This is a genomic window from Arthrobacter phoenicis, assembly GCF_047238215.1.
Taxonomy (GTDB): domain Bacteria; phylum Actinomycetota; class Actinomycetes; order Actinomycetales; family Micrococcaceae; genus Arthrobacter.
Map to the genome: position 1 here is coordinate 3,010,241 of NZ_JBDFMK010000001.1, position 13,781 is coordinate 3,024,021.

The 13,781-nt window shown below is 69.5% G+C and carries 11 protein-coding genes and 1 pseudogene; 8 read left to right on the plus strand and 4 right to left on the minus strand.

From position 1 onward, the window contains the following. The first annotated feature begins 21 nt into the window (after positions 1–21). Positions 22–951 carry a hypothetical protein gene (locus tag ABC337_RS14125; protein WP_412883435.1) on the plus strand — a complete coding sequence of 310 codons (930 nt, stop codon included), beginning with the start codon at positions 22–24 and terminating at the stop codon, positions 949–951. On the opposite strand, the gene ABC337_RS14130 is transcribed toward ABC337_RS14125, so the two are convergent. Next, a complete protein-coding gene (locus ABC337_RS14130; RefSeq protein WP_412883434.1) occupies positions 948–1,421 on the minus strand; it encodes a Fur family transcriptional regulator in 474 nt (157 codons plus the stop codon). The genes ABC337_RS14125 and ABC337_RS14130 overlap by 4 nt on opposite strands. A 102-nt stretch (positions 1,422–1,523) precedes the next feature. On the opposite strand from ABC337_RS14130, the gene ABC337_RS14135 reads away from it, so the two are divergent. After that, complete coding sequence (locus ABC337_RS14135; RefSeq protein ID WP_412883433.1) at positions 1,524–2,180, plus strand: MBL fold metallo-hydrolase; 657 nt, start codon at positions 1,524–1,526, stop codon at positions 2,178–2,180. On the opposite strand, the gene cds1 is transcribed toward ABC337_RS14135, so the two are convergent. After that, entirely contained in the window at positions 2,177–3,268 is a 1,092-nt protein-coding gene (gene cds1 / locus ABC337_RS14140; RefSeq protein ID WP_412884913.1) for an L-cysteine desulfhydrase Cds1, read from the minus strand. The two genes, ABC337_RS14135 and cds1, sit on opposite strands and share 4 nt — an antisense overlap. 46 nt (positions 3,269–3,314) lie before the next feature. Here cds1 and ABC337_RS14145 point away from each other — a divergent pair, with 46 nt between their 5' ends. Beyond that, positions 3,315–4,181 carry a sulfurtransferase gene (locus ABC337_RS14145; RefSeq protein ID WP_412883432.1) on the plus strand — a complete coding sequence of 289 codons (867 nt, stop codon included), beginning with the start codon at positions 3,315–3,317 and terminating at the stop codon, positions 4,179–4,181. Between the two features lie 124 nt (positions 4,182–4,305). On the opposite strand, the pseudogene ABC337_RS14150 reads toward ABC337_RS14145, so the two are convergent. Beyond that, positions 4,306–5,725 (minus strand): annotated as a pseudogene (locus ABC337_RS14150) (HNH endonuclease). 248 nt (positions 5,726–5,973) lie between these two features. On the opposite strand from ABC337_RS14150, the gene ABC337_RS14155 reads away from it, so the two are divergent. The 3 genes from ABC337_RS14155 to ABC337_RS14165 all read left to right on the plus strand — a co-directional run bounded on the left by ABC337_RS14155 (position 5,974) and on the right by ABC337_RS14165 (position 8,030). Next, on the plus strand, positions 5,974–6,267 hold the full coding sequence (locus tag ABC337_RS14155; RefSeq protein WP_412893244.1) for a hypothetical protein: 294 nt from the start codon (positions 5,974–5,976) through the stop codon (positions 6,265–6,267). Positions 6,268–6,459: 192 nt separating this feature from the next. Continuing rightward, positions 6,460–7,605, plus strand: a complete 1,146-nt coding sequence (locus ABC337_RS14160) for an NAD(P)-dependent alcohol dehydrogenase (protein WP_412883430.1) — start codon at positions 6,460–6,462, stop codon at positions 7,603–7,605. Continuing rightward, positions 7,602–8,030 (plus strand): HIT family protein, encoded by a 429-nt coding sequence (locus tag ABC337_RS14165; protein WP_412883429.1) that lies wholly within the window; start codon positions 7,602–7,604, stop codon positions 8,028–8,030. The genes ABC337_RS14160 and ABC337_RS14165 overlap by 4 nt, the downstream gene beginning before the upstream one ends. A gap of 34 nt (positions 8,031–8,064) precedes the next feature. On the opposite strand, the gene hrpA is transcribed toward ABC337_RS14165, so the two are convergent. Continuing rightward, entirely contained in the window at positions 8,065–12,123 is a 4,059-nt protein-coding gene (hrpA, locus tag ABC337_RS14170; RefSeq protein WP_412883428.1) for an ATP-dependent RNA helicase HrpA, read from the minus strand. 96 nt (positions 12,124–12,219) lie between these two features. Between hrpA and ABC337_RS14175 the strand changes: the two genes are divergently transcribed. Further along, entirely contained in the window at positions 12,220–12,885 is a 666-nt protein-coding gene (locus ABC337_RS14175; RefSeq protein ID WP_412883427.1) for an SDR family NAD(P)-dependent oxidoreductase, read from the plus strand. A 41-nt stretch (positions 12,886–12,926) separates the two neighbouring features. After that, positions 12,927–13,751 (plus strand): SDR family oxidoreductase, encoded by an 825-nt coding sequence (locus ABC337_RS14180; RefSeq protein ID WP_412883426.1) that lies wholly within the window; start codon positions 12,927–12,929, stop codon positions 13,749–13,751. Positions 13,752–13,781: the final 30 nt, after the last annotated feature.

Consider the following 13,781-nt stretch of genomic DNA (forward strand, 5'->3'; position numbering starts at 1 on the left):
GTCGTGACGTAGGGTGCTCGCATGGGGGATCAGGGTGTGGTGCGCGGAGACTTCCGCGGAATTTTTCGCGTTGCTGCGGCGGCGGTTGTCGCCGCGCTGGTATTGGCGGTGACGTCGTGCGGTCTCGGGGCCACGTCGCACCCGCCGGATCCTGCCGCCCGCGAACCCTTCGCCCGCAGCGTCATGGAGGCGGCCATCGGCGGCAATTCCGACGACGTCGCCGCCCTCGTCGGACCCGCCATGACCAACGCCGGCCCGGAAGCCCAACAACTCGTGGATGCCACCCGCGGCTGGGGCCCGGGCACCTGGCACCTGGGCGTCCGGAGCGAGTTCCCCTCTACGTCGAATGTCACTGCCTGGCGCGATGGACAGCAGCCCGTCGTCCGGTTCGCCATCTCGTGGACCGGCGACCGCTGGTCCCTCGCGATCGGGGAGCCCAGGAATCCCCCGACTGGGGAAGCGAAGATCATCGATCCCGCCAACCGGCCCCGGTCCACTCCGAGTACCCCGCAGCCCGGGACGTCAGCCGAGCCGTCGAGCTGTCCCACCGCAACCACCGGTCGCGGCACCGCCCCCGGCGCTCCCTATGGCGCCGACAGCCTGAGCTGCCGGACGTTCAGCTCGTCGTGGGCCCAGGCCCGCGGCCGGAACCTGTACTGGCTCACCGCCACACCAGTGCAGCTGCGCTTCGACCGGCGGGCAGGAACGACGGCGGTGCTCGGTACCGCGTGCGGGGACCTGACCGTTCCGATGGAGGTGGACGGGTTCGGCATCGTCCCGGATCCAGCCGGGATGGCCGATGGTGTGGGGAATTGCCTGGATGCGGACAAGCGCGCCTGGTTAAGGGACTTCTGCGGGGAACCGTCGGTCTACCAGCTGGATTCGGCAGAGCTGGTGATCACCAACCCGCGCGGCCAAGTCCGGTTCGCCGTGACTACGGGGACGGGCTAGCTGTTGGCCTGCAGGGCTGTGCACTCCGGGCACAGACCGAAGATCTCGACCGTGTGCTCGACGGCCGTGAAGCCGTGTTCGGCGGCGATCCGGGCGGCCCACGCCTCGACGGCGGGCGCCTCGACCTCCACGGCCTTGCCGCAGTTCCGGCAGAGCAGGTGGTGGTGGTGTCCGGTGACGGCGCAGCGGCGGTAGACCACCTCGCCGTCGGCGTTCCGCAGCACGTCCACCAGGCCCTCGTCGGCGAGTGACTGCAAAATCCGGTAGGAGGTGGCGAGGGAGACGGAGGTGCCGCGTTCCTGCAGGATGCGGTGCAGTTCCTGGGTGCTGACGAAGTCGGCGAGTTCGTCCAGCGCGGCGCTGACGGCGAGCCGCTGCTTGGTCACCCGCTGTTCCCTGCCCGCGGGCTGGTCCTTGCCGCCGGTCGGCGCGGCGGCCGCCTGGCCGTCGGTGGTGGCGCCGTGGGACATGGGAACTCGCTTCGCTGCTCGGGGGTGCTGCCGGATGAGAGGGGTTCCAGATTACCAGCCGGGCCGTGGACACCGCTCCGACGGGCGTCCTAGGCTGGCCGGATGAAGCTGACGAAATTCACGCACGCCTGTGTCCGGCTCGAGAAGGACGGCAAGGTCCTGGCGCTGGACCCCGGCACCTTCTCCGAGACCGACGTCGCGCTCGACGGCGCCGACGCGGTGCTGATCACACACGAACACGGCGACCATATCGACGTCGGCGCCGTCACCGCGGCCCTCCTGGCCGACGATGAGCTGCAGCTCTACGCGCCGGATGGTGTGGCCGCCACGCTGCGGGACAAAGCGCCGGCGGCGTCCGCCAGGATCCACACCGCCGCCGAGGGCGACGAGCTCGAGGTAGCCGGCTTCGCGGTCCGCTGCTTCGGCGGCCAGCATGCCCTGATCCATCCCCAGATTCCGGTTGTGGCCAACATCGGCTACCTGATCGACGCGAACGTGTACCACCCGGGGGATTCCTTCGCGGTGCCGGACGGGATTGAGGTCGGCACGCTGCTGGTGCCTATCCATGCGCCGTGGAACAAAATCGGCGAGGTGGTGGACTTCGTGATCAGTGTGCGGGCGCCCCGGGCTTTCCCCGTCCACGACGGGCTGCTCAACGAGATGGGTGTGGGTCTGGTCGAGGCGCATGTGACCCGGATCGGCGCCCGCTACGGCACCGAGTACCGGCACCTGTCCAGCGGCGATTCCGTGGAGGTCTAGGCGGGCCAGCTCCCGGTCTCGAAGAAGGACCGGAGCGTGGCCTCGTGCGGCGCGGGGTCCAGGCCCTGCGCCTCCAGCCATCCGTCGTCGTAGTAGTTGCCGGAGTAGCGGTCGCCGCCGTCGCACATCAGGGAGACGATGCTGCCCGTCTCGCCGTCGGCGATCATCTGCGCCACCAGCTGCCACACGCCCCAGAGGTTGGTGCCGGTGGACGGGCCGGCGTGGAGCCCGGCGATGTCACGGAGGTGGCGCATGGCGGCCACCGAGGCGGCGTCCGGGACCTGGATCATGTGGTCGATGACGGCGGGGACGAAGCTGGGTTCCAGCCGTGGCCGGCCGATGCCCTCGATCCGGGAGGGCAGGCCGGTGACGTCCGCGCAGCTGCCGCCGTCGCGGTGTTCCTGCCAGCCCGTGAAGAACGCGGAGTTCTCCGGGTCGACGACGGCGAGCCGGGTCGCATGCCGCTGGTAGCGCAGGTAGCGGCCGATCGTGGCGCTGGTGCCGCCGGTGCCGGCGCCCACGACGATCCAGCGGGGGACCGGGTGCTCCTCGAGGGCCAGCTGGCCGAAGATCGACTCGGCGATGTTGTTGTTGCCGCGCCAGTCGGTGGCCCGCTCCGCGTAGGTGAATTGGTCCATGTAGTGGCCGCCGGTGCTGGCCGCCAGCTGCTCGGCCGCGGCGTAGACCTCCGAGGCGTGGTCCACGAGGTGGCAGGTGCCGCCGAACTGTTCGATCAGCGCGATCTTTTCCCGGCTGGTGGTCCGGGTCATCACAGCGATGAAGGGCAGGCCGAGCAGCTGCGCGAAGTAGGCCTCTGAGACGGCGGTGCTGCCGCTGGAAGCCTCGACAATAGTGGTGCCCTCCCGGATCCAGCCGTTGACCAGGCCGAAGAGGAACAGGGACCGCGCCAGCCGGTGCTTGAGGCTGCCGGTGCGGTGCGTGGATTCGTCCTTCAAGTACAGCCGGACGCCCCAGTGCTCGGGCAGGGGCACCGAGTAGAGGTGGGTGTCGGCGGACCGGTTGTTTTCCGCGTTGATTCGGCGGATGGCCTCGTCGGCCCAATCCCGGTCTTGGTGGCGCGCGTTGATCACCGCTACAGCCTACCCGGGGCCGTGCTGCGGATAGGGTGGCGGGATGGAGACTCTGATGACTGTTGCCGAACTCAAGGACCGGTTGGATGCGGGCACGCGGACGGTGCTGCTGGACGTGCGCTGGGCCCTGGGGGATCCGCACGGCCGGGACCATTACCTGGAATCGCACCTGCCGGGGGCGGTCTTCGTCGACTTGGCCACCGAGCTGGCGGCCCCCCACGAGGACCCCACCCGGGGACGGCACCCGCTGCCCCCGCTGGAGCAGTTCCAGTCTTCCGCCCGCGCGTGGGGAATTTGCGAGGGCGACACCGTGGTCGCGTACGACAACAGCGGCAACATGGCCGCCGCCCGGGTCTGGTGGATGCTGCGCAACGCGGGCGTTTCCTCGGTCCGCCTGCTCGACGGCGGCCTGGCCGCTTGGCTGGAGGCGGGGTTCGACGTCGAGAGCGGTGACGTGACGGCCGAGCCGGGCGACGTCGTGCTGACCGAGGGGGGAATGCCCGTGGTTGATGGCGCCGGGGCCGGCGCCTGGTCCGGCTCGGGGCTGCTGCTGGATGCGCGGGCCGGCGAGCGGTACCGGGGCGAGATCGAGCCGGTGGATCCCCGGGCCGGACACATCCCGGGAGCCGTCAGCGCCCCGACCTCGGACAACCTGGGCCCCGACGGGCGGTTCCTCCCGGCCGACGCCCTGCGTCGGCGGTTCTCGGAGCTCGGCGTCACCGAGGGCGTTCAAACCGCGGTCTATTGCGGCTCCGGTGTGACGGCCGCCCACGAGGTGGCGGCGCTGGAGATCGCCGGGTACCGGGCAGCGCTGTACCCGGGGTCGTTCTCCGAATGGTCCAACAACCCCGGAAATCTGGTGGTCACCGGCGCCGAGCCGGACGGTATGTCCCCTGACGCCAAGGGCTGACCGGGTTGCAAAGCCAGCACTGACAGTCCGGGCGGCCACTGACAGTCTGGGCGGCCATCGCGGCGCAGGATTACGACGGCCACGTTGGCTGGCACAAGAGGCGCGCTCGGCCGGCGCCCTGACCTCAGGCGACGAGCTGCTCATCCGGCTGACCCCTCGTGGCGACTCCCCGCCGGTGGCGCAATCGCTGCCGGTGCCTGAGCTTCTTGGTGATCCTCCTTGAGTCCGACTCTTTGGGCTGGGAAATATCCGTCCCTGGACCGCATCCGGGAAGCGGTGGCGCGGTGGAGGTGTAGGTGTGTCCGGTGGGAGTGGTGAGTTCGAGAGTGTGGCGGACGGCTGTTCCGGCGCCGGGTGGTCCGGCCCGGACGGCCAACTCTGCTCGATCGGCGGGTCTCGCGGTCCAGCCGGGGGTTTCTTTGGTGTGGTTGCAGGCTTCGCAGAGTCCGGCGCCGTTGGTTGCTGTGGTTTCTCCGCCGCGGTGCCAGGGGAGGATGTGGTCGAGGTGCCGGATGGGTGCGTCGCAGTAGGGGGTGCGGCAGGTGGTGTCGCGGGTTTCGATGAACCGGCGCAGCCCCTGCGGGGAAGAGCCGGGCCCGGGAGTCCATACCGATGAGTTCGCCGGTGCCGGGAGCGGTGTAAAGCCGCCGCACCCACGTTGTGAGCTCTGGGATGTCGCCCTTGGCAGCCACGAGTTTCCTTGCCCACCCGGCGGGGACGACACCGTAGCCGGTGAGCCTCGCGGGTTCGTTGTCTCCGGTGAGGAGGGTCCGGTCGGTCATGACGAGCTGAACTTCGATGCCGGTGATCCCGCCCGGTGTCCCGGTGACGCGCTCGACCAGAGCGTCGGCCATCAGCTGGCCGCGGGATCGGGGGTCTCCTGCGGCGTGGGCGGTGTCGGCGTGCCTGGTCAGCGCGGCGTAGGCGGCCACTCCGGCGGCGACGGGAAGTAGGGCGGTGAGGTAGCACATGGTGTCCGGGGCGGGTCGGAGACTGACACCGCGTTCGGTTTCGGCGTGGGCGGCGCGTTGGGTGACGGAGCGCGGGTCGTGCCGGTAGGCGGCGGCTTTAGCTGCGGAGATGATGGCACGGTCTCCTGCGCCGTCGAAGGTGCCGGTATCGGCGGCGAGTTCTCCATCCACGGCGGCCCTATCCGCGGCGTCCAGGCAGGCGGTTTCGCGGACCAGGAGCGTGGCACGCCATTCGTTCAGGCGCCCGGTGTCGAGGGCGGCGAGGGTGTGCGGCATCTCGGTCACGAGCGCCCGGGCCAGACCCAGCAGGCGGGAGCCTTTGGCCGGGGATTCCCGCCGCGCCAACGCGACCTCCGCCCCGACACCCGCGCCAAGCTGGTCAGCGGGCAAGCCAAGAGCGGCCTGTTCACGCCGCCGGGCCAGATCCAGCGCTACGGCCAACCTTGCCTGCCGGGCCGCGATTGCCGACTTCCGGTCTTCCAGTGCGCGGAGCTCATCAATGATCCCCGCCGCGTCTCCCACCGTTGGGTCCGCGCCGACTGAATCCTCGAAAAGCTTCCGACTGCCTTCCATAAACCAATTCAACCGAGAGGGTCTGACATTAAAGGAGGGAAGGGATGGTGGCCCGACTGCGACTCCGAGATCCGGGGAAGCCGGGGAGAACATCGTCGACGTCCACCCGATCGGGCCCGTCGACGCCCCAAGTGACCGCCGGGAGAGCCTGACCTCAAACCGGCACGCCTGTGACGTAGTCTCGTCAGCGGACGCCGTCGCGCGCAGCGACAGCGACTCCCACCCCACCCTCGCGAAGGGACACAGCCGTGCCAGATCGACCGGAGATCGTCTGCCTCTGCGGCTCGGCCCGCTTCGTGCAGGAGATGCGCGCGGCCAACCTCGGGTTGACCCTCGCGGGTGCCATCGTCCTCGCGCCGGCAGAGGCAGCAGGACAGCTCACCGATGAGCAGAAGGCAGCGCTCGGCGCAGTCCACCGCCGCAAGATCGACCTCGCCGACCGCATCTTGGTGGTCAACCCCGGGGGTCACATCGGCGAATCCACGGCCGGGGAAATCGCCTACGCGCAGGCCGCGGGCAAGCCGGTCGGCTTCACGGACTGAACGGTCAGTGCCCGGGCTCCAGCGCCAGCTTCAGCCCGAAGCCCACCAGGACCGTCCCGGTGATCCGGTCAATGACCCGATGCTGCGGACGCTCCTTAACCACACGGCAACGGGCCCGGCCGCCCGGGTCCGGCGCCGCCAGCACCGTCCCCCAAGTGGCACGGAAACCAGCCCCGGGGGTAGCGTCGAACCATGACTCCAGGACGCCCCGTACCGCCGCCCCTCGCCAAGCCCCTTCCCGACCTCACCGACGCCGCCGGCTCCACCCTGGCCGCTGCCTACGGCGCCACCGCCCCGGACAGCGGCCTGGTGCCCCTGACCGTCGCCCGCCGCGCCCCGAAGGCCGACGACGTCGAGATCGCCGTCGAGTTCTGCGGCCTCTGCCACTCCGACGTGCACGCGAGCCGCGGCGAATGGGGCGGAAACACCTACCCGCTGATTCCGGGCCACGAAATCGTCGGACGGGTCACCCGTGTGGGCTCTGCCGTCGACGACTTCACCGTCGGTGAGCGCGTCGGCGTGGGCTGCATGGTCGACTCCTGCCGCGAATGCGAGAGCTGCCTTGACGGCCTCGAGCAGTACTGCGAAAAGGGCATGACCGGCACCTACGGGGCCAAGGATGCCCGCAACGACGGCGCCGTCACCCAGGGCGGCTACTCCACCTCGATCGTGGTGGACCGCAACTATGTGCTCCGCATCCCCGAGGGCCTCGACCCGGCCGCCGCCGCGCCCCTGCTGTGCGCCGGCGTCACCACGTTCTCCCCGCTGAACCACTTTGAGGTCGAGGAGGGCGACGCCGTCGGCGTCGTGGGCCTCGGCGGCCTCGGCCACATGGCCGTCAAGATCGCCAAGGCGATGGGGGCGGAGGTGACCGTCTTTACGACGTCGGAGCGCAAGTTCGCCGCCGCGCGTGAACTCGGCGCCGACCACGTGGTCCTCTCCACCGACCCGGCCGCCATGGAAGCAGCTGACCGCAGCCTCGACGTCATCATCGACACCGTCGCCGCCCCGCACGACCTCAACCCGTACTTCCGCACGCTGCGCGTTGACGGGGCGCTCTTCCAGCTCGGCCTGCCGTCCGAGGCGATGCCGCCGGTCAATCCCGGCTCGCTGATCCGCCGCCGGATCGCCTACGCCGGATCGCTGATCGGCGGGATCGAGGAGACCCAGGAAATGCTGGACTTCTGCGCCGAGCACGGTGTGGTCTCCGACATCGAACTCGTCGGCGCTGACCAGCTCAATGAGGCCTATGACCGGATGGTGGCCGGCGACGTGAAGTACCGCTTCGTCCTGGACGCCTCCACCCTCGGTACCCCGGCAGAGAAGGCGGACGCATGAGCACCCTGTTCACCAAGATCATCAACGGCGAGATTCCCGGCCGTTTCGTCTGGCGCGAGGACGACGTCGTCGCTTTCCTGACCGTGGGCCCGCTCGCCGACGGGCACACCCTGGTGGTGCCGGTCGAGGAGGTTGACCGATGGACCGACGCGTCGCCCGAGACGCTGGCGCGCGTCATGGAGGTGGCGCGGAAAATCGGCGCCGCCCAGGTGGACGTCTTCGACTCCGCCCGCGCGGGCCTGACCATCGCCGGGTACGAGATCAACCACCTGCACGTCCACGTCTGGCCGTCCAACTCCATGGCCGACTACGACTTCGGCGCCGTGGACCAGAACCCGGATCCGGAGCGCCTCGACGTCAACGCGGAGAAGCTGCGGGAAGGGCTGCGCGCGGCGGGCTACGGGGAGTTCGTGCCGGGCGCATAAAGGCCCCCGCGACGTATCCCCGCTGGCCCCGGCGTTATGCCGGGGCCAGCGCCTTGTTAAGCACCGTCCGGATCCGCTTCTCGGAGACCGAATAGGCCGTCCCGAGTTCGACGGCGAACAGGCTCACCCGCAGCTCCTCGATCATCCAGCGGACCTGGGTTAACTCCGGTCCGATGCGCCGGCCCGGGAGCAGGGCCGAGACGGCGTCGTCGTAGTCGTCCTCAAGCCCCTGGACGACGGCCATATGCTGGGCGTCGCGCTGGACGGTGGTGGGCAGCTTCTCCAGCCGCTTCTCGATCGCCGCGAGGTAGCGCGGCAGCTGGCTCAACTGGGCGTAGCCCGTGCGTGCCACGAAGCCGGGGAAGACCAGTTGCTCCAGCTGGGCCTTGATGTCATTCAGGGCGCTGACCAGCGCCAGGCTGGTGGTGCCGCGGAGCTGCTTCTCGATCCGCCGGGTGCTGGCCAGGATGCGCTCGACGACGGCGGTAACGGTAAAGACCGTGTCGATCAGCTCGGCGCGGACCTGCTCGTACAGTGCCTTGAAGGATGGCTCGTCCCACGGGAGGGCGGCCGGCGTGAGCTTGTCGATCGCGGCCAAGGCGCAGTCCGCGATGAGGGCCGAGACCGAGCCGTGCGGGTTCTGGCTGAAGGTCAGCTTCTCCGTGTTGTTGAGGTGCTCCAGGACGTAGCGGTCCGGCGGCGGGACCTTGAGGGCCAGCAGGCGGATCACGCCTCCGCGCATCGCCTGTTCCTGTTCACCCGCGGTCTGGAAGAGCCGCAACGCCACGGAGGTGCCCTCGTCCACCAGCGCCGGGTAGCCGGTGACGGTGTGGCCCTTGACCATGCCCTGGACCTGGCGCTGCACGGTGCCGAAGGTCCAATCCTTGAGGCCGGTCAGCTCGGTGAAGCCGGCGGGGGAGCCGGCCTGCTGTGCACTGCCTGATCCGCCCTGGCCGGCGTTGCCCTTTGCCACGGCGGCGGGGGCGTTGCCCTTCTTCGGCGCCGTCGATCCCACCGTCGAAGGAGTTGCGCCCAGTGACTCGGCGATGGCCCGTCGCGTGGCCGGCGCCAGCTTCTCCTGCAGCGCTGCGAGGTCCTTTCCCTCGTCGAGGAGCTTGCCGCGGGTGTCCACCACGCGGAAGCTGACGCGCAGGTGCGGCGGGACGGCGTCCCAGTTCCAGGATCCCGGCGGTATGACCTGCCCGCGGAGCCTGCGCAGCACGAGTTCCAGGGACGGCTCGAGGTCGTCCGTGGCGGGATCGAAATCGGCCTCCAGTGCGGCCACCGCCTGGCGGGCGACGTCGGGGGCCGGAACGAAGTTCTTGCGCACCTGCTTGGGCAGGGACTTGATCAGGGCGGTGACCAGTTCAACCCGCTGGCCCGGGATCAGCCAGCGGAAGGCGGCGTCGTCGAGCTGGTTGAGGAACAGCACGGGCACCTCGGCGGTGACGCCGTCGGAGGGGTTCGGCGCGGCTCCCGGGGCCACGGGGCTGAACTCGTAGCTCAGCGGCAGCTCGAAGCCCTTGTGCAGCCAGGTCTTCGGGTACGCCGAATCGTCGAGCTCATCCGCGTCCTCGCTTATCAGCAGCGACTTCTCGAAGTCCAGCAGCGCCGGATCCTGCTGCCGGGCCTCTTTCCACCACTTGTCGAAGTGGCGCTCGGAGACCACGTCCTTGCCCACCCGGGTGTCATAGAACTCGAACAGGGTCTGGTCGTCCACCAGGATGTCCCGGCGGCGCATCCGGGCTTCCAGCTCCTCGATCTCCTGCAGTAGGGCCCGGTTGCGGTGGAAGAACTTGTGGTGGGTCTGCCAGTCGCCCTCCACCAGCGCGTGCCGGATGAAGAGTTCGCGGGAGAGTTCCGGGTCCACGCGGCCGTAGTTGACCCGCCGGCTGGGGATGATGGGCACGCCGTACAGGGTGACCTTCTCGTGGGCCATCACCGAGCCCATCTTCTTGGACCAGTGCGGCTCGCTGTAGCTGCGCTTAACCAGGTCCGGGGCCACCTGCTCGGCCCAGAGCGGATCGAACTTGGCGGCCACCCGTGCCCACAGCCGGCTGGTTTCCACCAGCTCGGCGGCCATCACGAAGGTGGGCGACTTCTTGAACAGCGCCGAGCCGGGGAAGATCGCGAAGCGGGTACCGCGGGCGCCCGCGTATTCGCGCTTGCGTTCGTCCAGGATGCCGATGTGGCTCAGCAGGCCCGAAAGCAGGCTGATGTGGATGCCCTCGTGGTTGCCGACCGGGTCGGTCAGGCGCTTGTTGTCCAGGCTGATCCCGAGCGGCCGGGCCATTTGCCGCAGCTGCGCGAACAGGTCCTGCCATTCACGCACGCGCAGGTAGTTGATGAACTCGGCGCGGCACAGCCGGCGGAACGCGGTGGAGGAGAGCTCCTGCTGCTTCTCCTGCAGGTAGTTCCAGAGGTTGAGGTAGCCGGTGAAGTCCGAGTTCTCATCCCGGAACCGCGCGTGCTTCTCAGCGGCCAGCTGCTGCTTGCCTGAGCCGTCCCCTTGGGGACGCTCGCGCGGGTCCTGAATGGTCAGCGCCGCCGCGAGGATCATCACCTCGCGGACGCAGCCGCGCTTGCCGGACTCCACGATCATCCGTCCCAGCCGCGGGTCCACCGGGAGCTGGGCGAGTTGCTGTCCGACGGCGGTGAGGCCGCTGCCGTTGCGGCCGGATGCCGCCGGGCGGCGGCCACCGCGGCGCTGGCCACCTTCCGGCTGCCCGTCGGGCCGGCCGCCGTCGGGAGCGTCCGTGGCCTTGGCCGCGCTCAGCGCGCCGAGTTCGCGGAGCAGGGTGACGCCGTCGTTGATCGCGCGGGATTCCGGCGGTTCGACGAACGGGAAGTTCTCCACGTCCTTGGGCCCGCGTGCGACGCCCATGGCGGTCATCTGCAGGATGACGGCGGCGAGGTTGGTGCGCAGGATCTCCGGGTCGGTGAACTGCGGCCGGGACTCGAAGTCTTCCTCCGAGTACAGCCGGATGGCGATGCCGTCGGAGACGCGCCCGCAACGGCCCGAACGCTGGTTCGCCGAGGCCTGGGAGACCCGCTCGATCGGCAGGCGCTGGACCTTGGTGCGGTGCGAGTAGCGCGAGATGCGGGCGGTGCCGGTGTCGATGACGTACTTGATGCCGGGCACCGTCAGCGAGGTCTCGGCGACGTTGGTGGCCAGGACGATCCGGCGCTTGCTGCCTGGGTGGAAGACCTTGTGCTGCTCCTGCAGGCTCAGCCGGGCGAAGAGGGGGAGCACCTCGGTGCCGGACAGCCGCCGGTTCGCCTGGATCCTGGCGTTCAGGGCCTCGGCGGCGTCGCGGATCTCGCGCTCGCCGGAGAAGAAGATCAGGATGTCCCCGGGGGCCTCGAGGGCCAGTTCGTCGACGGCGTCGCAGACGGCGTCCAGCGGGTCCCGGTCCTCCTCCAGCTCGTCGTCGGACGCGGTGCCTTCGCCGTCTCCATCATCCGCGCCGGGACCCCCGGCGGGGGCGGACAGCGGACGGTAGCGGATCTCCACCGGGAAGGTGCGGCCCGAGACCTCGACGATCGGGGCGGGATCCTCCTCGCTGCCGAAGTGCTTGGCGAAGCGCTCCGGGTCGATGGTGGCAGAGGTGATGATGACCTTCAGGTCCGGCCGCTGCGGCAGGATGCGCTTCAGGTAGCCGAGAATGAAGTCGATGTTGAGGCTGCGCTCGTGCGCCTCGTCGATGATGATCACGCTGTACTTGCGCAGCAGCTTGTCGCGCTGGATCTCCGCCAGCAGGATGCCGTCGGTCATCAGCTTGATCTTCGTGGACCGGCTGACCTCGCCGGTGAAGCGGACCTGGAAGCCCACCTCCTGGCCGATCTCCACGCCGAGCTCCTCGGCGATGCGTTCGGCGACCGTCCGCGCAGCGAGGCGCCGCGGCTGGGTGTGGCCGATCAGGCCCTTTTCAGCCAGCCCCAACTCCAGGCACATCTTCGGAATCTGGGTGGTCTTACCGGAACCGGTCTCGCCGGCGATGATGGTCACCTGGTTGGCGGCGATCGCGGCCATCAGGTCCTCGCGGCGCTCGGAAACCGGCAGCTCGGCGGGGTAGGAGATATGGAGTGTCATGGCTGGCTCCAGTCTACTGGCCGGTTTCCGCGGCACGGGCTCAAAAAGCTAAGCCTACTGAGGAATATTTGGCCGGGCCGAGGACTTGGACCCGTCATGACTACTATCGCAATCATTGGAGCAGGATCGGGGCTCGGCGCCGCCGTCGCCCGTCGTTTCGGCGCGGAAGGCTTCTCCGTCGCCCTCCTTTCCCGGAACCAGGGCCGCGTGGATGCCCTGGCGGAGACCCTCTCGGCCGAGGGGATCGAGGCCAAGGGCTTCGCGGCCGACGTCCGCGACCCCGCCTCCATCACCCGGGCGCTGGAGGCCGCCACCGAAACCCTCGGCCCCATCGAGGTGCTGCAGTACAGCCCGCTGCCGCAGAAGGACTTCATGCGCCCGGTCCTGGAGACAACCCCCGCCGACCTGGTGGGACCCGTGGAGTTCTCCATCTATGGCCCGGTCGCCGCGGTCCACCAGGTCCTCCCCGGCATGCGGTTCCTGGGCAAGGACAAGGGCACCATCCTCTTCGTCAACGGCGGCTCGGCGGTAAAGCCCGGACGCAATGTCACCGGCACCTCGGTGGCGTTCGCCGGCCAGGCCGCCTATGCCCAGCTGTTGAACGAAGTGCTCGGCGAGGAGGGCATCCAGGTGTCCCAGCTGATCATCGGCGGCCGCATCATCGACGGCGACCCGGAGAAAGACCCGGCCATCCTCGCCGGACACCTCTGGGACCTGCACACCAAGCGCGACCGGTTCCGGCTGCAGATCAGCTCCGACTAGGCATCCCCGAAGCATCACCGACACTGGACAGGAGTACGAGTATGGCTACGAAGACATGGTTTATCACCGGAACCTCACGTGGTTTCGGCCGGGAATGGGCCCTTGCCGCGCTGGGCCGCGGAGACAACGTCGCCGCGACGGCGCGTGACGCGAAGAGCCTGGACGCGCTGGTTCAGGAGTTCGGCGACAGGATCCTTCCCATCGAACTCGACGTCACGGACCGCGACGCCGCCTTCGCCGCCGTGGCCCGGGCGCACGGGCATTTCGGCCGGCTGGACGTGGTGGTCAACAACGCCGGCTACGGCCAGTTCGGCACGGTGGAGGAGCTGAGCGAAGCCGACGCCCGCGACCAGATCGAGACGAACCTCTTTGGTGCGCTGTGGGTCACCCAGGCCGCGCTGCCCTTCCTGCGGGAGCAGGGCAGCGGGCACATCATCCAGGTCTCGTCCGTCGGCGGCGTCTCGGCCTTCCCCACCGTGGGTATCTACCATGCGTCCAAGTGGGCGCTCGAGGGCCTGAGCCAGTCCCTGGCCCAGGAGGTCGCGGACTTCGGCATCAAGGTGACCCTGGTGGAACCGGGCGGCTTCGCCACCGACTGGGGCGGCAGTTCCGCCCGTCACGCCGAACAGATGCCGGAGTACGACGGCGTCCGCGAGCGGGCGGCCAACCGGCCGAGCCGGCGCGGCACCCCGGGCGATCCGACGGCCACCCGGGAGCCGATCCTGACTCTGGTGGACGCGGACGAACCGCCGCTGCGGGTCTTCTTCGGCGAGGCGCCCCTGGGCATCGTCACCGCCGACTACGAGTCCAGGCTGTCCACCTGGAATGAGTGGCAGCCGCTCTCCGTGGCCGCTCACGGCGGCTGAGTCCTGCAGGGAAAGCGGCGGGCCGGCCGG